Origin of the sequence: Bacillus sp. FSL R5-0416 (assembly GCF_037975425.1) — a bacterium.
GTDB classification, from domain to species: Bacteria; Bacillota; Bacilli; order Bacillales; family Bacillaceae; genus Bacillus; species Bacillus subtilis.
This window is the reverse complement of the sequence record NZ_CP150252.1, coordinates 3,267,771-3,286,091: the sequence shown is the minus strand read 5'-3', so window position 1 is coordinate 3,286,091 and position 18,321 is coordinate 3,267,771. Positions and strand designations below refer to the sequence as shown.

The following is an 18,321-nucleotide window of genomic DNA, read 5'->3' as shown; positions in this document are numbered from 1 at the left end:
GGTTTTTAAAAGGAGGTTCACAATGATGAGCAACCCGGTAACAATTACAGAAGCAGCAGCTTTGCATATAAAAGATATGATGAAAGAGCATGAAGAAGAAAACGCGTTTCTGCGTGTAGGCGTCAAAGGGGGCGGCTGCAGCGGACTTTCTTACGGCATGGGCTTTGAGCATGAAAAGAGTGAATCAGACAGTGTGTTTGATCAGCACGGCATCACTGTTCTAGTTGACAAAGAAAGCCTTGACATCATGAACGGCACTGTGATTGATTATAAACAATCCATGCTCGGCGGCGGCTTCACCATCGACAATCCAAACGCCATCGCTTCATGCGGCTGCGGTTCTTCGTTCAGAACAGCAACGAATGCAGGCAAGCCTGAAGAGTGCTAGGCACTAAAAACGGATAGCAACTATTACTGACGCTTTTCTTAGCGATAAATCATCGTTAAGGGAGGCGTTTTTATTATGGGGAAATGATGCAGAGAGTTCCGGGAACTTCGGCATGAGAAACGCTGCTTTGTTGTTTGATTTTTGTTGTAAATACAGCAAAGTTACGCTATATTTAATGCGGAGTATATTTTATTGCATTTACAACAAAATCACGATAGGGAGTTGATGATGAAGAAGATTTTTGGAATGGTAACAAGGCCAGTATCTGTTCCGTGTTTAAATATATTAAAAAGGGACACAAGACAATTGAATTTTAAATAAAGGGGCTGAATCCGAACAATGAGTGTAAAAATCAAAAAATGCAGCCGGGAAGATTTACAAACACTTCAACAATTGAGTATTGAAACATTCAATGACACTTTTAAAGAACAGAACTCACCTGAAAATATGAAAGCCTATTTAGAAAGCGCATTTAACACTGAGCAGCTGGAAAAAGAGTTATCCAATATGTCTTCGCAATTCTTTTTTGTTTACTTTGATCATGAAATCGCTGGATATGTAAAGGTCAATATCGATGATGCTCAGTCTGAAGAAATGGGTGCTGAATCACTTGAAATCGAGAGAATTTATATAAAGAACAGCTTTCAAAAACATGGGCTTGGCAAACATCTGCTGAATAAAGCGATAGAAATTGCGCTGGAACGTAATAAAAAGAACATTTGGCTAGGTGTGTGGGAAAAAAATGAAAATGCCATTGCCTTTTATAAGAAAATGGGGTTTGTTCAGACCGGCGCCCACTCTTTTTATATGGGTGATGAAGAGCAAACGGATTTAATCATGGCTAAAACACTCATATAACATTTTTCGAAGGGTGGATGATGATGTATATTCCAAAATATTTTAAAGTCACAAATGCTGAAGAAATTTGGAATTTTGTACAAGAAAACTCCTTTGGTACGGTTGTCACAACAGAACAAGGAAAACCAATTGCCACACATTTGCCGTTAGGATTCAATAAAAAAGACGATCATTACTATATCACGGGGCATTTCGCTTATGGAAATCCTCAGTGGAGAACGTTTGAAGCCTGTGAAGATGTACTTGTGATGTTTCAGGGACCGCACGCTTATATTTCTTCTTCCTGGTATTCGCGCGAAAATGTTCCGACGTGGAATTATCAGGCTGTCCACATGTATGGAAAAGCAAGTATGTTAGAGAAAGATGAATTAGCAGAAGAATTAACAATCATGCTGGAGAAATACGAAAAACATCGTGACAATCCTGTTTTATGGGATAAGCTTTCTCCAAAACTCTTAGAACGTGAATTGAAAGGTATCGTTGGATTTAAGATTAAGGTGGAAGATATTCAAGCGGCATATAAATTAAGCCAGAACCGAAATGAAACGGATTATATGAACATTATTGAACAGTTGCAAAATGAAGAAAATCCAAATGCAAAACAAATGGCAGAACTGATGGAAAATAAATTCAAAAAGCAAATATAAGCTTACTTTGCTGAAGAAGTAGCAGAAAACGCCAACTCAAGCGGAGAACCGCTGACTTGGCGTTTTTTTATGATTAATATTTATCCCCATTAAAAATGGAATTCTTCACAATCACATAATCCACATTGCGGATGGCGTCAAGCTTTGTTCCGCCTGCATAAGAAATAGAAGATTGAAGATCCTGCTCCATTTCAATCAGTGTATCCTTGATTGAGCCTTTATGCTCCACATGCATTTTTTTGCCTTCGACATTTTTCTTTTCGCCTTTTTGGAATTCAGAGGCTGAGCCGAAGTACTCCTTGTAAAGCTTTCCGTCTTTTTCGATCGTTTGGCCTGGCGATTCTTCGTGTCCGGCAAATAGTGAACCGATCATGACCATCGTTGCGCCGAATCGGATTGATTTTGCGATGTCGCCATGGGTGCGGATGCCGCCATCCGCGATAATCGGTTTGCTGGCTGCTTTGGCACACCAGCGCAGCGCTGCTAATTGCCAGCCGCCTGTGCCGAAGCCGGTTTTGATTTTCGTAATACATACTTTTCCCGGTCCGATGCCGACTTTAGTGGCATCCGCTCCCGCATTTTCAAGCTCTCTGACCGCTTCCGGCGTTCCGACATTGCCAGCAATAACAAAGCTGTCCGGCAAATGTTTTTTAAGGTGCTGGATCATTTCAATGACAGCATTTGAGTGCCCGTGAGCAATGTCAATTGTCACGTATTCAGGAGTCAGATTTTCTTCTGCCAGTTGGCGGACAAATTCATATTCCTCATCTTTGACGCCCACGCTGATAGAAGAGAATAACCCGCGTGCGTTCATATCTTTAATAAAATCAATCCGTTTTTCAGGTTCAAATCGGTGCATCACATAAAAGTAGCCATTTTCGGCTAATGAAATCGCTAGTTTTTCATCTATAATCGTCTGCATATTGGCAGGGACGACGGGCAATTTAAATGTACGTCCGCCTAAACGTACGGATGTATCACATTCTGAACGGCTATTTACAATGCATTTTGCAGGAATTAGCTGAATATCTTCGTAATCAAATACGTTTTCCATGTTTTTCACTCCTAAAAACGAATATTTAAAAGTATAATATATGAAATGTTCGCCTTCTATAATGTACTCTGTTTTATTTAGGATGTCAAACATTATGATTTGCTGGCAGGTGTGGTGCAAGTGCCGAAGCTTGTCATGCAGGGTGAGTTTAGGTATCATAGTTTTAACGAATGGTCTTAGAGAGCGGATCAAAACGCGAATGATATACGTTCAGCAAAGCTTGGTCGTTCAGCACCAAGCTTTCTTTTGGCATGGACATGGGAAAGGAGCGAATAAAATGGCCCAAAACGAAGAAAAAATACCGAAGTCCCAAAAGATTCAGGACCGCATTATTATGGCAATGATCTGGGTAGTCGCAGCCCTTGTGATTGCGCTGGTTGTAGGAACTGCATTGAATTATATAAATATCTTCAAATAAAAAAGGAGCTGTGTCGCAGACACAAGCTCCTTTTTTATTATTTATTTTCAAAAAGACTTGTTGAGTGAAGAGGCTGTACGCGGGCTTTCGGGTCCATGTAAGCCTTGGCGTTGTTCACTGCTGTCGGTGCCTCGCCGAAGCCGCTGGCAATCAGGTTGACTTTTCCTTCGTATGTACAAATGTCACCTGCTGCAAAGAAGCCTTCGATATTTGTTTCCATTGTTGATTTTACGACAATGGAATTTTTCTCGATGTCCAGACCCCAGTTTTTGATCGGTCCAAGAGATGAAACGAAACCGTAGTTGACGATTAAGTCATCAATTTCTAAAATCTCTTTGCGGTCGCCTTTCACTTCTTCAAGCACTAGCTGTTCGATTTTGTCTTCGCCGATCAGCTCCGCAGGGACGAATGGTGTCAGGACATTAACCTTCGACGCATGAAGGTTTTCCACACTGTGCTCGTGCGCACGGAACTTGTCGCGGCGGTGAATGATCGATACTTCTTTTGCGATCGGCTCAAGCATAAGCGCCCAGTCAACCGCGGAATCTCCACCGCCAAGGATCGCAACGCGTCTGCCGGCAAATTTTTGCAGATCATCAACGAAGTAATGGAGGTTTTTGCCTTCATACTGCTCGGCATTTTCAAGTTCCAGCTTTCTCGGTTTGAATGCGCCGTTTCCTGCAGTGATGATGACCGTTTTAGAGTAGTGGGTTTCTTCATTTGTTACAAGCTTAAACACGCCGTCCGCTTGTTTCTCAACAGATTCAACCGCTTGCTCCAGACAAATGGTTTGGTCGAATTTTGCCATTTGCTCTTTTAGGTTATTGATAAGCTCTTGCGCACGGATTTTCGGGAATCCCGCTACATCATATATATACTTCTCAGGGTATAGGGCGCTAAGCTGTCCGCCGAGCTGAGGCAGGCTTTCGATAATTTTGACGCTTGCCTGTCTCATCCCGCCGTAAAAAGCGGTGAATAAGCCGACCGGTCCCCCGCCTATAATTGTAATATCATAAACCTTTGTATCCTCTCGCATACGAAAATTGCCTCCTAAATGAAAATTGTTATTAATTATACCATATTGCCGTTCAAATTGACGAGTCAGCAGAAAAAATCGTAAGGATCTAACGTGCCCATCCGTTCTTGAAAATATTTCCGCAGGCCGCTACGATAATAACCAAATGAAATGATCTTTTTCTGAATGTTTCTTGGGCCAGCCGGATAAACATGATAATAGTGCTACGGGTAAGGACTTCACAAAAAACTTTTCAATATATTTCATAAAATCCCGCCAATAAGCTGAAGCTAACACAAATGATGATTTTATTATGGGTCTAACAAAAGCAAAAAAAGAGAAGGTGGATGTGATGGCATTGAATAAGCCCAAAATCGTGATTTTAGGTGCAGGATATGGCGGATTGATGACGGTGACAAGGCTGACGAAGTATGTCGGGCCGAATGATGCTGACATTACGCTTGTAAATAAACACAATTATCATTATGAAACGACATGGATGCATGAAGCGAGCGCGGGTACGCTCCATCATGACCGCTGCCGTTATCAGATAAAAGATGTAATCAACCAGTCACGGGTGAATTTTGTACAGGATACCGTAAAGGCAATCAAAATTGATGAGAAAAAAGTTGTGCTTGCGAATGGAGAACTGCAGTACGATTATTTAGTCATCGGGCTCGGCGCCGTGCCTGAAACGTTCGGCATTAAAGGCTTAAAAGAATATGCGTTTCCGATTGCCAACATCAACACGTCGCGCCTGCTGCGGGAACATATTGAGCTGCAGTTTGCGACTTACAATACGGAAGCGGAAAAGCGGCCGGACAGGTTAACGATCGTTGTTGGCGGTGCCGGATTTACGGGAATTGAATTTCTTGGCGAGCTGGCTGCTCGCGTGCCGGAGCTCTGTAAGGAATATGACGTTGACAGAAGCCTTGTCCGCATCATTTGTGTGGAAGCAGCGCCGACCGTTTTGCCGGGCTTTGATCCGGAACTTGTTGACTATGCCGTACATTATCTTGAGGAAAACGGAGTTGAGTTCAAGATCGGCACGGCTGTACAAGAATGTACACCGGAAGGAGTCAGAGTCGGCAAAAAAGATGAGGAACCAGAGCAGATCAAATCGCAAACCGTTGTATGGGCGGCAGGTGTCCGCGGTCATCCGATTGTGGAGGAAGCCGGTTTTGAGAATATGCGCGGCCGAGTCAAAGTCAACCCTGATCTCCGCGCCCCGGGACATGACAATGTCTTTATTCTCGGCGACAGCTCGCTGTTTATGAATGAAGATACAGAGCGCCCGTATCCGCCGACTGCGCAAATTGCAATGCAGCAGGGCATAACGGTCGCTAAAAACCTTGGCAGGCTTATTAAAGGCGGAGAGCTTGAGGAATTCAAGCCGGACATTAAGGGAACAGTGGCTTCTCTTGGCGAGCATAACGCGGTTGGGGTTGTTTATGGCAGAAAGCTGAAAGGCACGCCTGCTTCGTTTATGAAAAAAGTCATTGATAACCGCTCACTGTTTATGATTGGCGGACTCGGACTGACATTGAAAAAAGGCAAGTTCAAGTTTTTCTAAAAACCCGCGGAAGCGGGTTTTCTTTATTAAAAAACGCCAAAATAAAAAGAGAACGAGAGGAAAATAAGTATGTTTCCGCTTACATCAAAAGATTTGTCACATGATCTGACTTTATTGTTGACAGCTTGATATGGTATATTATCAGAAAATTAAGAAAAAGGGTGATGATTAGATGAAAACTGCAACGACAACCGCTTCACATGCATGCCCATTTTGTTCAGGAAAAGGATATTTTCAATTGATTCTCGGCGGTTCAGAGACTTGTCCGTCTTGCCAGGGGACAGGAAAAGACAGTCATTCTTTTTCCAGCCGTTGACTTTATTTCCACCCCCGCGTTACACTAAAAACAACGCAGGGGGGTGGAATAGGTTGATTAGTCTGCCAGTCGTAATCATCTCGATTGTTTTGTTTTTTGTCTTGTTTTTTGGAATCGGTTTCTTATTAAACATGCTGCTGAGAATGTCTTGGATTATGGCTGTGATTTATCCGATTGTATGCCTTTTCATTATCAGCAAAGAAAAGCTGATCAGCTATGTCCAGTCGCCGGGAGAATCCTTTGCCAGCCTGTTTCATCGTGTCTTATCATTAGCGGCTGCTGATGTGCTGATTTTAGTCAGCGGTTTGGCCGGCGCCATCGTGTCCGGTATAGCGATCAACATGCTCAGAAAAAGAGGATATCAAATGTTTTAAATGCCGCTTTCTTCTAAAGAAAGCTTTTTTTATGCGTTCAGCTCATTCATCATTTTGAATAATGCTCTCTCCACTTGGGAACAATGATTCGGAGGAGAGGTGAATGATGTGAATATGATCAGACGTTTGCTGATGACCTGTTTATTTCTGCTTGCATTTGGCACGACATTTTTATCAGTGTCAGGAATTGAAGCGAAGGACTTGTCAAAATGGGTGCAGGAACATCAGGAAAAGCACTTGAAGCATGCAGGACTGACATTAAAAGCATTGCAGCAGAAACAAACACAAACCACGTCCGCGGCTGAGGATAAGACAAAACCGTTAGAAGAGGCATTTGATTGGGATGAATATCCAGTCCAAAGAGTAACAGCAACAGGCTACACAGCAGGAGCTGAGTCGACGGGCAAAAATCCCGGTGATCCATTATACGGGCTTACATATTCAGGTGTGAAAGTGAAACGGGATTTATATTCCACGGTTGCTGCTGACCCGTCCGTTTTCCCGATCGGAACAATTTTATTCATTCCGAACTACGGTCTCGGAGTTGTTGCCGACACAGGATCGGCTATTAAGGGTAACCGCCTTGATCTGTACTTTGAGACAGTCAAAGATGTATACAATGAATGGGGTAAAAAAACCCTTGATGTATATGTGATTAAAAAGGGAACGGGAAAAATTACCGAGGATGAGCTTGAGAAGCTCAATGAAACAAAATCTTTGCAAGTGTTCAGAAATCAATATAAAACTGTGAAAGAATAAAACGCTCCAGCGAAAGCAGGAGCGTTTTTTTACATGAAAAAGTAAGCGAGTACCAATGTCAGTAAAATACCTGTTAGTCCTCCGAAAAAGACTTCGATCGGCTGATGTCCGAGAAGCTCTTTCAGCTTTTTTTGCTTTTCTTTCTCTGCAGCCTTAGGGAAGTCCTTCGCTTCATTTACGAAACGGTTAAAATCAATGACAAGCTTATTAATGACTGTTGCCTGCTCACCGGCGTGACGTCTGACGCCAGTTGCGTCAAACATGGTTATGACGGCGAAAATGGCGGAAACCGCAAAGAGTGAGGAGTCTAATCCATGCTCCAAGGCTACGCCTGTTGAAAGTGCAGTGACCGCTGCGGAGTGAGAGCTGGGCATGCCGCCTGTGCTTGTGACCAGCGACCAGTCCAGTTTTCTGGACACGATAAACTGTATGGGCACTTTGATGACCTGAGCAAAAATAATTGCGGCCAGGCTTGATAATAAAGGAAAATTCGTTAAAAGTTCCATCGGCGACATCCTTTCTATTTGAAAAATCCTTCGTGTTTCAAAAGAAAAAAGCAAGTCTTAGACTGTTGTTTGTTAAAATAAGTATAGTGGAAAGAATGTTTTTCCTATTATACCATTGTTCATTACAAATACCCATTACGTTAGGAGTGTAAGCCTCATGTTTTATGCGGTTCAACAATCAGAGCATACAGAAACCCTTGTGGTCGGGCTTTTTCAAAAAAGCCAGCTGACAGGAAAAGCGTTGGAAATTGATGAAATGCTCGAAGGCCATCTGACACAGCTTTTAAAAGAGGGTGATGTCTCTGCGAAACCGAATCAAGTATCAAAAGTATTCCCTCCATCTTCTGCGGGTATGAAACGGATTTATTTCGTTGGTCTGGGGAGAGAAGCAAATTATTCGTTTGAACAGGCGAAGGAACGTTTTGCTCATGTTTTTCAAGCCATTCATAAAGATCGAAAACAAGAAACTGCTGTTCTGCTTGATACGTTTATTTCGGAAGACGTGCCTCCAGCCGATGCCGCGCATGCTTTAGCTGAGAGCTGCCTGCTTGCTTCCTATGAGGTGCAGGATTATAAGCACAAATCAAATGAGCCTGACAAACAAATTGAAGCCGTGTATGTTGTAACAGATGAAGATACACAGGAAGTGCAGGCCGGGCTTCGCGTCGGCCAGGCATACGGACAAGGGACAAATTCGGCTAGAACGCTTGTGAATATGCCGGGAAACATGCTGACAGCGACTGACCTCGCTTCGTATGCTGAAGAGCTTGCGGCGAAATATGATTTTGAGTGTGAAATATTGGAGAAATCAGAGATGGAAGAGCTCGGTATGGGCGGAATACTTGCGGTAAACCAAGGCTCCACCGAACCGCCGAAAATGATTGTGTTGAAATACCAGGGCAAAAAGGAATGGGAAGACGTCGTCGGACTAGTCGGGAAAGGAATTACCTTTGACACAGGCGGCTACTCCATTAAAACGAAATCTGGAATTGTCGGCATGAAATCAGATATGGGAGGAGCAGCTGCGGTTCTCGGGGCTATGGAAACGATCGGAGAGCTTCGTCCTGAGCAAAACGTGCTGTGCGTTATTCCATCAACCGATAATATGATCTCCGGCGGGGCCATGAAGCCGGATGACGTGATCGTATCTTTAAGCGGAAAAACAATAGAAATCCTTAATACGGATGCTGAAGGAAGGCTAGTGCTTGCAGATGGCATTACATACGCGAAACAGCATGGCGCGTCAGTTCTTGTCGATGTAGCTACGCTTACCGGCGGCGTCGTTGTGGCATTAGGAACAGAAACAACCGGTGCAATGACAAATGATCAAAGCTTTTACCAGCAGGTAGCTGATGCTGCACAAGAGTGCGGCGAGGCTATCTGGCAGCTGCCGATAACAGAGAAGGATAAAAAACGCGTGAAAAGCAGCCAAATGGCGGATCTCAACAATTCACCGGGACGCGAGGGACATGCGATTATGGCGGGAACGTTTCTTGGTGAATTCGCTGAGTCAACACCTTGGGTTCACCTTGATATTGCAGGCACAGCGACTGCCAATAAAGCAACCTGCTTCGGACCGGCCGGGGCTACTGGCGTTATGGCAAGAACACTGGCTACACTTGCGGAGCGATTTACATTGGAAGAAGATAAAAACGAGTAATGAAAAATCCCTGCTGTATGATGCGGCAGGGATTTTTTCTTCCGAAATCTTTAGTTGACTAAAGTGGATCGGTTATGATACGATACGTTCGTACTTTATTTATCTACTACATTAGCAAACTAAAGGATTTTTGGAGGGGTATCATCATGAATGCAGTCGTCATCGCAGTCCTGCTTATGCTTGTATTAAGCCTGCTGCGTGTCAATATTGTTATCGCATTAATTATAGGCGCCTTGGCCGGCGGGTTAACAGGCGGGCTCGGTCTTGGCGAAACGGTTAAAGCTTTTACAGACGGTCTCGGCGGAAATGCCACCGTTGCAGTCAGCTATGCCATGCTTGGCGCGTTTGCCGCCGCTTTGACGAAAACAGGTCTTCCGGACGCAATGGTGGAAGCCTCCGTTAAATTAATCGGAAATAAAGAAGATTCTCGAAAAAAAGCACTGTCTAAGGTGCTGATTGTGCTGATTATTTTAATTGTATCTTGTTTTTCGCAAAACGTCGTTCCGGTTCACATCGCGTTTATCCCGGTGCTGATTCCGCCGCTTTTGAAAATCTTTAATGAACTTGAAATGGACCGCCGTCTGATCGCGTGTGTAATTACATTTGGCTTAACGGCTCCTTATATTTTGCTTCCGGTCGGTTTCGGCCAAATCTTCCAAGGTATGCTGAAGGACAATATGGCGGATGCCGGGTTAAACGTTCCGCTTGCTGACATTCCGTACGCACTGATTATTCCAGTTGCAGGTATGGTTGTCGGCCTTATTTTATCAGTGATCGTATACCGTAAACCGAAACAATATGAAACAAAAGACATTTCAGGTGCAGAAGCATCGCCATATACGAGAAAAAGTATTGGTATCGCGGTTCTAGCCATTGTTGTGTCACTCGGCGTCCAGCTTTACTTATCTCAGACTTTGGGAGTGGAAGGAATGATTATGGGGGCGCTCGCTGGTCTGATTGTTCTGTTTGTCAGCGGTGTGATGAAGCGTGATGAAGCGGACTCACTGATTACTGATGGAATGGTTTTAATGGCCTTTATCGGCTTTGTCATGCTTGTTGCAGCCGGGTTTTCAAACGTATTAACGAAAACCGGAGATGTCGAGTCACTGGTCAAAACGTCAGCCGGTTTTATCGGACACAGTCAGTCCTTGGGCGCATTGCTGATGCTCATTGTCGGCTTATTAATTACAATGGGAATCGGATCTTCTTTTGCGACGATTCCTGTTATCACAACCATCTTTGTGCCTCTATGCATGCAGCTAGGATTCAGCCCGATGGCAACGATTGCGATTATCGGGGCTGCTGCTGCGCTTGGCGATGCCGGTTCACCTGCCAGTGACAGTACGCTTGGACCGACTTCAGGTTTGAGTGCGGACGGCCAGCATCACCACATTTGGGATACTTGTGTGCCGACGTTTATATTTTATAATATTCCGCTTGTCATCTTTGGCTGGATTGCAGCGCTTGTTTTATAGGAAAAAGGCTCCCCTTTACTGGGGAGCCTTTTCTCGTTATGATAAAAAAACCGTCCAATAGAACGGCTTTACATGGACGATATGTGATTTCTGTTAAAGCCGGTTGCTTTATGAATAGAGCGGTAGATTGCTGGTGCGATAAACGACAGTATCACAGCCAGCGCTGTATCTTTTACCATAAACCAAATCATAAAGCCCCAAGCCGTGCCGTAGCTCACTGGCGTATGAATCCACAGCTTCAGTGCAAGATACATATAGGTAGTGCCGATGAGATACATGATCGCCGTTCCGATAAGTGAAGCAATGAGAAATCGAATTTTACTTGGCTGAATGTTTCGTTCTAAAAACCATCCCGCTGCAAATGCTGCCGGGATGTATGAGATAATAAACCCGCCGCTTTTCCCTGCAAACGGTGCGAAGCCTGCTGAAAATTGAGCAAACACAGGCGCTCCGGCCAATCCGACAAGTGCATATACAATCATGGCAATCGCTGCTCGTTTGCTGCCAAGAAGCAAAGCAGCCAAGAGACAGAAAAACGGCTGCATCGAAAGCGGAATGCCGGCTACTTGTAAAAAGGGTGCTACTGATGTAATGTTGGCCCCGACAGCCATAAGTGCGGCGAACATGCCAATCAGCGCCATATCTCCCGCACGAAGTTTACGTTGTTTCATCGTTGTTCCCCCTTAGGTTGACATACACAATCATAGAGTAATAAAGAACAAAAAGATTGTCAACATGATTTTAAATTAGGTTAACAAAAAGGAGGCCCATATGTATTTCGGAAAAACAAGACAGTCCGATCAATCTGGAAGAGTGCCGCCAAATCAAAACGTCACCACTTCATTTCCTGTGCTTCATACCGGAGATGTCCCATATTACGAAGATATGACGAAATGGAATCTTCAAGTGTACGGTTTGGTTGACCATCCGATGCTGCTAAGCTTTGAAGATGTCAAAGCCTTTCCACGGTATGAATCGAAAAATGACATTCATTGTGTCACGGGATGGTCAAGGCTTGATAATGTGTGGCAAGGCGTGCGGGCTTGTGATATAGCGGAAAAAGCGGGTGTAAAAGAAGAAGCGGGCTACGTCATTTTACATGCTGAAGAGGGCTGGACGACCAATCTGCCGCTTGATGATTTCTTAGCGGAAACTTCCCTTCTGGCTTATGCGCATAATGGCGAACCTTTAACCCCTGAACACGGCTTTCCGCTGCGGGGTGTATTTCCGCATCTATATTTTTGGAAAAGCGCCAAGTGGCTGCGCGGCATCCAATTTACGAAAGAAAATCACCCTGGCTTTTGGGAGCGGAATGGCTATCACATGAGAGGCGATCCTTGGCAAAATCAAAGGTTTACATGGGATTAAGGTTCTATTTCAAATAGGACAATCTGCATCTTTATTAGGTTTTTACTTCCATATTGATAGTCTTCAGGTACCTTATTTGATCAAGGTGCCTTTTTTATTCGGGAAAAAGTTGACTTTCTTTGGAAGAAAACCTATTATTTGAGGTGTCTAGTTGATAGTGAAAATCATTATCATACATTGCGGTTTAGTTTAAGGAGAGGAATGTCGTACTGCATGAAAGAGCAAACAACAGACCGGACAAATGGCGGGACATCAAACGCATTTACGATTCCTGGTACGGAAGTGCGTATGATGTCTTCACGCAATGAAAACCGTACCTATCACATTTTTATCTCGAAACCTAGTACGCCGCCGCCACCCGCTGGTTATCCTGTGATTTATCTGCTGGATGCCAATTCTGTCTTCGGAACGATGACGGAAGCCGTTCGATTACAGGGACGCCGACCCGAAAAAACCGGGGTGATCCCTGCAGTGATCGTCGGCATTGGCTATGAGACAGCGGAGCCTTTCTCTTCAGCACGCCACCGGGATTTTACAATGCCAACAGCCCAATCGAAGCTGCCGGAAAGGCCCGACGGCAGAGAATGGCCGGAGCATGGCGGAGCGGAGGGCTTTTTCAGATTTATTGAAGAGGATTTAAAACCGGAGATAGAACGAGATTACCAGATTGATAAAAATAGACAAACAATCTTTGGCCATTCGCTCGGAGGGCTTTTCGTGCTGCAGGTGCTGCTAACAAAGCCCGATGCGTTTCAAACGTATATCGCAGGAAGTCCGTCCATTCATTGGAATAAACTGTTTATTCTCGAGAAAACGGACCATTTCGTCTCTCTCACCAAGAAAAACAATCAGCCTATCAATATCCTGCTTGCCGCAGGAGAATTAGAGCAGCATCATAAAAGCCGGATGAATGATAATGCAAGGGAGCTTTATGAGCGGCTGGCCGTTTTATCTGAACAAGGCATACGGGCAGAATTTTGCGAGTTTTCAGGAGAAGGACATATTTCAGTTCTTCCTGTTTTGGTCAGCAGGGCGCTGCGTTTTGCGCTTCACCCTGACGGACCGCATCTTTCAATGGGCTGAGACATACTCAGCCTTGCCTTTAAAAAAATATTTGTCACTGAAATTATATTTGACTGTCACATGACATTTGGATATGATTATTTTTATAATTGATAATGATAATCATTATCAATGGATTGCGTTTTTCAAGGCGCAGCAGTCTTTTTCGCTGGATGTCTGTTCGGCATTTAGAGCGAAGAAAGGAATTGATGATATGAATGCAAAGAGTATAGAGGGAAACATTGCTTTTATAACAGGGGCTGCCCAAGGAATAGGCGAAGCTGTTGCGCGGACGCTTGCCAGTCAAGGCGCACATATTGCGGCAGTTGATTATAATCCTGAAAAGCTGGAAAAGGTTGTGAGCAGCCTCAAAGCAGAAGGCCGCCATGCAGAAGCTTTTCCTGCGGATGTGAGAGACAGCGCGGCGATTGACGAGATCACGGCGCGCATCGAACGTGAAATGGGGCCGATTGATATTTTAGTGAATGTAGCGGGTGTCCTTCGCCCGGGACTGATCCATTCGCTTAGCGATGAGGAATGGGAGGCGACGTTCTCAGTGAATTCGACTGGCGTATTTAACGCCTCGCGTTCAGTCAGCAAATATATGATGGACCGAAGATCAGGTTCGATTGTAACAGTCGGATCGAATGCTGCCGGTGTACCAAGAACATCTATGGCGGCATATGCGTCTTCAAAGGCTGCGGCTGTGATGTTTACGAAATGCCTTGGCCTTGAGCTTGCAGAATACAATATTCGCTGCAACATTGTATCTCCCGGATCAACGGAAACTGACATGCAGTGGTCATTATGGGCCGACGAGAATGGAGCGGAGCAAGTCATAAAAGGATCACTTGAGACATTTAAAACAGGGATCCCGCTCAAAAAACTAGCCAAGCCTTCGGATATTGCGGATGCGGTGCTCTTTTTGGTTTCTGGCCAGGCAGGGCATATTACGATGCATAATTTATGCGTAGATGGCGGCGCGACCTTAGGCGTGTAACTGAATTTAAAGGAGGTTCATGAGAATGTTGGATCAAAACGTTATAACAGAAACAAAAGCGGAGCATTTGCTTCATGAATATCAGCCGGGCGCCTTTTTCTTAGCGTCTCCTCATCGTGTACTGTTAGCGAAAGGTATATGTGAAATCGTACCGGAGGCAGACGGGCAAAACCAAATGGAAACCCTTTCTGGCCGAATTGCAGAGACGCTGCGTCAGGCAAAACAATCAGGGCAAAGCCGGCCGCTTGTTGTCGGGGCCGTTCCTTTTGATCAAGTAAAAGCAGCGCGGCTCGTTGTACCTGAAGAAGTGCGCTGGTCAGGACCGCTTCAATTTGATCGTGAGGAAAAGGAACAGCAGGCTGGGCATACATACCACATAAAGCCTGTTCCTGAACCTGAGGATTATAAAAATGGTGTTGAACAAGGGCTGGCGCGCATTGCCGATGGAACACTCAGCAAAATCGTCCTGTCCAGATCACTGCATTTGACATCGCCTGAACCGATTCAGACGGATGAATTGCTTCGCCATCTGGCTCAGCATAACTCGCATGGCTACACGTTTGCCGCAGACGTGTCCAGTCAGGAGGAAACGTCTCCCCGCCGAACATTGCTCGGAGCAAGTCCGGAGCTTCTCGTTTCAAGGATGGGAACACAGGTCGTTTCCAACCCATTAGCCGGCTCAAGGCCGCGCAGTAATGATCCTGTTGAAGACCAGCGCCGGGCAGCTGAATTGCTTTCTTCCGCAAAGGATCTTCATGAGCACGCGGTTGTCGCTGACGCGGTTGCGGCAGCGCTGAGACCTTTCTGCCGGACGCTGGAGGTTCCGGAGAAGCCTTCACTGATCAAAACGGAAACGATGTGGCACCTGTCCAGCGTGATTAAGGGAGAGCTTTCCGACCCGTCTGTAACCGCACTTGAATTGGCGGCGGCTCTCCACCCGACGCCAGCAGTCTGCGGAACACCGACTGATCTTGCAAGAGAAGCGATTCTCAGCATTGAACCATTTGACCGCGGTTTCTTTACCGGCATGGTCGGATGGTGTGACGATGCCGGTGATGGAGAATGGATCGTGACCATCCGTTGTGCAGAAGCAGAAGAACGCTCTCTCCGCCTGTATGCTGGAGCTGGTGTTGTGGCCGGTTCAAAGCCCGAGGACGAGCTTCAGGAGACGTCCGCAAAGTTTCGGACAATGCTGCGGGCAATGGGCGTGGATCACATATGAACAGAATGAATTGCTGGAGGGATGCAACATGCTGAAAGGATTTACGCCTTGGCCTGATGAGTTAGCTGAGACCTATCGAAAGAATGGCTGCTGGGCCGGCGAGACGTTTGGAGATTTGTTAAGAGATCGGGCAGCCAAATATGGCGACCGCATTGCGATTACATGCGGGAACACCCATTGGAGCTATCAAGAGCTTGACACAAGGGTTGATCGTTTGGCTGCCGGATTTCAGAAGCTCGGCATTCAACAGATGGATCGTGTCGTGGTGCAGCTGCCAAATATCAAAGAGTTTTTTGAAGTTATTTTCGCGCTATTCCGTCTGGGGGCGCTTCCAGTCTTCGCACTGCCTTCTCATCGAAGCAGTGAAATTACATATTTTTGCGAGTTTGCTGAAGCGGCTGCATATATCATTCCCGACGCTTATTCCGGTTTTGACTACCGTACGCTTGCCAGACAAGTTCAAAGCAAGCTGCCGACTTTGAAACACGTCATTGTCGCAGGTGAGGCAGAGGAATTTTTGCCGCTGGAGGATTTGCATACAGAACCTGTAAAACTGCCTGAAGTCAAATCTTCGGATGTGGCGTTCCTCCAGCTTTCTGGCGGGAGCACCGGGCTATCGAAACTGATTCCGAGGACCCACGATGACTACATATACAGCCTGAAGCGGAGTGTGGAGGTCTGCTGGCTCGACCACAGCACGGTGTACTTGGCCGCGCTGCCGATGGCACACAATTATCCGCTGAGCTCACCTGGCGTTCTCGGCGTATTATACGCTGGAGGAAGAGTGGTATTATCTCCTTCTCCAAGTCCAGATGACGCATTTCCTTTAATTGAACGGGAAAAGGTTACGATAACCGCTCTTGTTCCGCCTCTTGCGATGGTATGGATGGATGCGGCATCCTCACGCCGTGATGATTTATCCAGCCTTCAAGTGCTGCAGGTCGGCGGTGCCAAGTTTAGTGCTGAAGCCGCTCGCAGGGTAAAAGCTGTTTTCGGCTGCACGCTGCAGCAGGTGTTCGGAATGGCAGAGGGTCTCGTCAATTATACGAGATTGGATGATCCTGAGGAGATCATTGTCAACACCCAAGGAAAACCGATGTCCCCATATGATGAAGTGCGTGTTTGGGATGATCATGATCGCGACGTAAAACCTGGTGAAACAGGCCATCTGCTGACGCGGGGACCGTATACAATTCGAGGTTACTATAAGGCAGAAGAGCATAACGCCGCTTCATTTACTGAGGACGGTTTTTACCGCACGGGTGATATCGTCAGGCTGACACGAGACGGGTATATTGTCGTTGAAGGCCGGGCGAAGGATCAAATTAACCGTGGAGGAGAAAAGGTTGCGGCTGAAGAGGTAGAAAATCATCTGCTGGCGCATCCGGCTGTCCATGATGCGGCAATGGTCTCCATGCCTGATCAATTTCTTGGCGAAAGATCTTGTGTGTTCATTATTCCCCGGGATGAAGCCCCAAAAGCCGCAGAGCTCAAAGCATTTTTGAGAGAGCGCGGACTGGCGGCATATAAAATCCCTGACCGAGTTGAATTTGTCGAATCCTTTCCGCAGACAGGGGTAGGAAAGGTAAGCAAAAAGGCTCTTCGTGAAGCCATTTCCGAGAAACTTCTTGCAGGGTCAAAAAAATAAATCAACAATTTGAGAGGAAGTGTTCATATGGCTATACCTGCCATTCAGCCGTATCAAATGCCGACAGCATCTGATATGCCGCAAAACAAAGTCTCATGGGTGCCTGATCCGAATCGGGCTGTCTTGTTAATTCACGATATGCAAAACTATTTTGTCGATGCTTTCACAGCGGGAGCGTCTCCGGTAACAGAGCTTTCAGCGAATATACGAAAGCTGAAGAATCAATGTGTTCAGCTTGGGATTCCTGTTGTTTATACCGCACAGCCGGGAAGCCAAAATCCGGATGACCGTGCGCTGCTGACAGACTTTTGGGGCCCGGGATTAAACAGCGGTCCTTATGAGGAGAAAATTATAACCGAGCTGGCACCAGAGGATGATGATCTTGTGCTGACAAAATGGAGATACAGCGCGTTTAAGAGAACGAATCTGCTTGAAATGATGCGCAAAGAGGGACGCGATCAGCTGATCATTACAGGAATTTACGCCCATATCGGCTGTCTTGTTACAGCATGTGAAGCATTTATGGAGGATATTAAAGCCTTTTTTGTGGGAGATGCAGTTGCTGATTTTTCATTAGAAAAACATCAAATGGCGCTGGACTATGCGGCTGGACGCTGTGCGTTTACCGTGATGACTGACAGTCTTCTTGATCAGCTGCAGAATGCGCCGGCAGACGTTCAAAAAACGTCAGCAAACACTGGCAAAAAGAATGTGTTTACATGTGAGAATATCCGTAAACAAATTGCTGAGCTTCTACAAGAAACACCGGAAGACATCACAGATCAAGAGGATTTGCTCGATCGTGGTCTTGATTCGGTAAGGATCATGACATTGGTGGAACAATGGCGCCGTGAAGGGGCAGAGGTGACTTTCGTGGAATTGGCTGAACGCCCAACGATCGAAGAATGGCAGAAATTGCTCACAACCCGCAGCCAGCAAGTGCTGCCAAACGCGGATTATTTATAAAAGGAGGGTAAA

20 protein-coding genes are annotated in these 18,321 nt (G+C 45.7%); 16 read left to right on the top strand and 4 right to left on the bottom strand.

What is annotated here, in order from left to right:
- Positions 1 to 25 precede the first annotated feature (25 nt).
- The 3 genes from NYE20_RS17535 to paiB all read left to right on the top strand — a co-directional run bounded on the left by NYE20_RS17535 (position 26) and on the right by paiB (position 1,893).
- Positions 26 to 388, top strand: coding sequence for an iron-sulfur cluster assembly accessory protein (locus tag NYE20_RS17535; protein ID WP_003244166.1), 363 nt, complete (start codon positions 26 to 28; stop codon positions 386 to 388).
- A 339-nt stretch (positions 389 to 727) separates the two neighbouring features.
- Positions 728 to 1,246, top strand: a complete 519-nt coding sequence (gene paiA, locus NYE20_RS17530; protein ID WP_042974570.1) for a spermidine/spermine N(1)-acetyltransferase — start codon at positions 728 to 730, stop codon at positions 1,244 to 1,246.
- Positions 1,247 to 1,269: 23 nt separating this feature from the next.
- Positions 1,270 to 1,893, top strand: coding sequence for a protease synthase/sporulation negative transcriptional regulator PaiB (gene paiB / locus NYE20_RS17525; RefSeq protein ID WP_014480733.1), 624 nt, complete (start codon positions 1,270 to 1,272; stop codon positions 1,891 to 1,893).
- A 73-nt stretch (positions 1,894 to 1,966) separates the two neighbouring features.
- On the opposite strand, the gene guaC is transcribed toward paiB, so the two are convergent.
- Entirely contained in the window at positions 1,967 to 2,947 is a 981-nt protein-coding gene (guaC, locus tag NYE20_RS17520) for a GMP reductase (protein ID WP_085185922.1), read from the bottom strand.
- A gap of 277 nt (positions 2,948 to 3,224) precedes the next feature.
- Here guaC and NYE20_RS17515 point away from each other — a divergent pair, with 277 nt between their 5' ends.
- The gene (locus NYE20_RS17515) at positions 3,225 to 3,365 is read left to right on the top strand and encodes a hypothetical protein (RefSeq protein ID WP_161621278.1); all 141 of its coding nucleotides are present in this window, start codon (positions 3,225 to 3,227) and stop codon (positions 3,363 to 3,365) included.
- A gap of 37 nt (positions 3,366 to 3,402) precedes the next feature.
- Here NYE20_RS17515 and yumC read toward each other — a convergent pair whose 3' ends face one another.
- Positions 3,403 to 4,401 carry a ferredoxin--NADP reductase 2 gene (gene yumC / locus NYE20_RS17510; protein WP_003220618.1) on the bottom strand — a complete coding sequence of 333 codons (999 nt, stop codon included), beginning with the start codon at positions 4,399 to 4,401 and terminating at the stop codon, positions 3,403 to 3,405.
- A 331-nt stretch (positions 4,402 to 4,732) separates the two neighbouring features.
- Here yumC and NYE20_RS17505 point away from each other — a divergent pair, with 331 nt between their 5' ends.
- The 4 genes from NYE20_RS17505 to spsC all read left to right on the top strand — a co-directional run bounded on the left by NYE20_RS17505 (position 4,733) and on the right by spsC (position 7,402).
- Positions 4,733 to 5,953 (top strand): NAD(P)/FAD-dependent oxidoreductase, encoded by a 1,221-nt coding sequence (locus tag NYE20_RS17505; RefSeq protein ID WP_010886605.1) that lies wholly within the window; start codon positions 4,733 to 4,735, stop codon positions 5,951 to 5,953.
- Between the two features lie 172 nt (positions 5,954 to 6,125).
- Entirely contained in the window at positions 6,126 to 6,269 is a 144-nt protein-coding gene (locus tag NYE20_RS17500; protein ID WP_003243733.1) for a YuiA family protein, read from the top strand.
- Positions 6,270 to 6,322: 53 nt separating this feature from the next.
- Positions 6,323 to 6,643 carry a YuiB family protein gene (locus tag NYE20_RS17495; protein WP_003243877.1) on the top strand — a complete coding sequence of 107 codons (321 nt, stop codon included), beginning with the start codon at positions 6,323 to 6,325 and terminating at the stop codon, positions 6,641 to 6,643.
- Between the two features lie 114 nt (positions 6,644 to 6,757).
- The gene (gene spsC / locus NYE20_RS17490; RefSeq protein WP_041850620.1) at positions 6,758 to 7,402 is read left to right on the top strand and encodes a stationary phase survival protein SpsC; all 645 of its coding nucleotides are present in this window, start codon (positions 6,758 to 6,760) and stop codon (positions 7,400 to 7,402) included.
- Positions 7,403 to 7,431: 29 nt separating this feature from the next.
- Here the strand turns inward: spsC and NYE20_RS17485 are convergent, their stop codons facing one another.
- Positions 7,432 to 7,908: a divergent PAP2 family protein gene (locus tag NYE20_RS17485; protein ID WP_003244337.1), complete on the bottom strand. Its 477-nt coding sequence runs from the start codon at positions 7,906 to 7,908 to the stop codon at positions 7,432 to 7,434.
- 157 nt (positions 7,909 to 8,065) lie between these two features.
- Here NYE20_RS17485 and NYE20_RS17480 point away from each other — a divergent pair, with 157 nt between their 5' ends.
- On the top strand, positions 8,066 to 9,568 hold the full coding sequence (locus NYE20_RS17480) for a leucyl aminopeptidase (protein WP_015251314.1): 1,503 nt from the start codon (positions 8,066 to 8,068) through the stop codon (positions 9,566 to 9,568).
- A gap of 146 nt (positions 9,569 to 9,714) precedes the next feature.
- Complete coding sequence (locus tag NYE20_RS17475; RefSeq protein ID WP_003228736.1) at positions 9,715 to 11,043, top strand: Na+/H+ antiporter family protein; 1,329 nt, start codon at positions 9,715 to 9,717, stop codon at positions 11,041 to 11,043.
- Between the two features lie 68 nt (positions 11,044 to 11,111).
- On the opposite strand, the gene NYE20_RS17470 is transcribed toward NYE20_RS17475, so the two are convergent.
- A complete protein-coding gene (locus NYE20_RS17470) occupies positions 11,112 to 11,714 on the bottom strand; it encodes a biotin transporter BioY (protein ID WP_029318475.1) in 603 nt (200 codons plus the stop codon).
- A 100-nt stretch (positions 11,715 to 11,814) separates the two neighbouring features.
- On the opposite strand from NYE20_RS17470, the gene NYE20_RS17465 reads away from it, so the two are divergent.
- The 6 genes from NYE20_RS17465 (at position 11,815) to NYE20_RS17440 (ending at position 18,309) form a co-directional block, all read left to right on the top strand.
- Positions 11,815 to 12,411, top strand: coding sequence for a sulfite oxidase-like oxidoreductase (locus NYE20_RS17465; RefSeq protein ID WP_003228739.1), 597 nt, complete (start codon positions 11,815 to 11,817; stop codon positions 12,409 to 12,411).
- Between the two features lie 213 nt (positions 12,412 to 12,624).
- Complete coding sequence (gene besA / locus NYE20_RS17460) at positions 12,625 to 13,494, top strand: ferri-bacillibactin esterase BesA (RefSeq protein ID WP_161621279.1); 870 nt, start codon at positions 12,625 to 12,627, stop codon at positions 13,492 to 13,494.
- Between the two features lie 193 nt (positions 13,495 to 13,687).
- Positions 13,688 to 14,473 carry a 2,3-dihydro-2,3-dihydroxybenzoate dehydrogenase gene (locus NYE20_RS17455; protein WP_160244670.1) on the top strand — a complete coding sequence of 262 codons (786 nt, stop codon included), beginning with the start codon at positions 13,688 to 13,690 and terminating at the stop codon, positions 14,471 to 14,473.
- A 25-nt stretch (positions 14,474 to 14,498) separates the two neighbouring features.
- Complete coding sequence (gene dhbC / locus NYE20_RS17450) at positions 14,499 to 15,695, top strand: isochorismate synthase DhbC (RefSeq protein ID WP_161621280.1); 1,197 nt, start codon at positions 14,499 to 14,501, stop codon at positions 15,693 to 15,695.
- 28 nt (positions 15,696 to 15,723) lie between these two features.
- A complete protein-coding gene (locus tag NYE20_RS17445; protein WP_043940187.1) occupies positions 15,724 to 17,343 on the top strand; it encodes a (2,3-dihydroxybenzoyl)adenylate synthase in 1,620 nt (539 codons plus the stop codon).
- A 27-nt stretch (positions 17,344 to 17,370) separates the two neighbouring features.
- Positions 17,371 to 18,309, top strand: coding sequence for an isochorismatase (locus NYE20_RS17440; RefSeq protein ID WP_029318480.1), 939 nt, complete (start codon positions 17,371 to 17,373; stop codon positions 18,307 to 18,309).
- The last annotated feature ends 12 nt before the right edge of the window (positions 18,310 to 18,321 follow it).

Coding starts and splice junctions, on each gene's coding strand:
- NYE20_RS17535 (WP_003244166.1), top strand. CDS start 26: ATGAGCAACCCGGTAACAATTACAGAAGCAGCAGCTTTGCATATAAAA.
- paiA (WP_042974570.1), top strand. CDS start 728: ATGAGTGTAAAAATCAAAAAATGCAGCCGGGAAGATTTACAAACACTT.
- paiB (WP_014480733.1), top strand. CDS start 1,270: ATGTATATTCCAAAATATTTTAAAGTCACAAATGCTGAAGAAATTTGG.
- guaC (WP_085185922.1), bottom strand. CDS start 2,947: ATGGAAAACGTATTTGATTACGAAGATATTCAGCTAATTCCTGCAAAA.
- NYE20_RS17515 (WP_161621278.1), top strand. CDS start 3,225: ATGGCCCAAAACGAAGAAAAAATACCGAAGTCCCAAAAGATTCAGGAC.
- yumC (WP_003220618.1), bottom strand. CDS start 4,401: ATGCGAGAGGATACAAAGGTTTATGATATTACAATTATAGGCGGGGGA.
- NYE20_RS17505 (WP_010886605.1), top strand. CDS start 4,733: ATGGCATTGAATAAGCCCAAAATCGTGATTTTAGGTGCAGGATATGGC.
- NYE20_RS17500 (WP_003243733.1), top strand. CDS start 6,126: ATGAAAACTGCAACGACAACCGCTTCACATGCATGCCCATTTTGTTCA.
- spsC (WP_041850620.1), top strand. CDS start 6,758: ATGATCAGACGTTTGCTGATGACCTGTTTATTTCTGCTTGCATTTGGC.
- NYE20_RS17485 (WP_003244337.1), bottom strand. CDS start 7,908: ATGGAACTTTTAACGAATTTTCCTTTATTATCAAGCCTGGCCGCAATT.
- NYE20_RS17480 (WP_015251314.1), top strand. CDS start 8,066: ATGTTTTATGCGGTTCAACAATCAGAGCATACAGAAACCCTTGTGGTC.
- NYE20_RS17475 (WP_003228736.1), top strand. CDS start 9,715: ATGAATGCAGTCGTCATCGCAGTCCTGCTTATGCTTGTATTAAGCCTG.
- NYE20_RS17470 (WP_029318475.1), bottom strand. CDS start 11,714: ATGAAACAACGTAAACTTCGTGCGGGAGATATGGCGCTGATTGGCATG.
- NYE20_RS17465 (WP_003228739.1), top strand. CDS start 11,815: ATGTATTTCGGAAAAACAAGACAGTCCGATCAATCTGGAAGAGTGCCG.
- besA (WP_161621279.1), top strand. CDS start 12,625: ATGAAAGAGCAAACAACAGACCGGACAAATGGCGGGACATCAAACGCA.
- NYE20_RS17455 (WP_160244670.1), top strand. CDS start 13,688: ATGAATGCAAAGAGTATAGAGGGAAACATTGCTTTTATAACAGGGGCT.
- dhbC (WP_161621280.1), top strand. CDS start 14,499: ATGTTGGATCAAAACGTTATAACAGAAACAAAAGCGGAGCATTTGCTT.
- NYE20_RS17445 (WP_043940187.1), top strand. CDS start 15,724: ATGCTGAAAGGATTTACGCCTTGGCCTGATGAGTTAGCTGAGACCTAT.
- NYE20_RS17440 (WP_029318480.1), top strand. CDS start 17,371: ATGGCTATACCTGCCATTCAGCCGTATCAAATGCCGACAGCATCTGAT.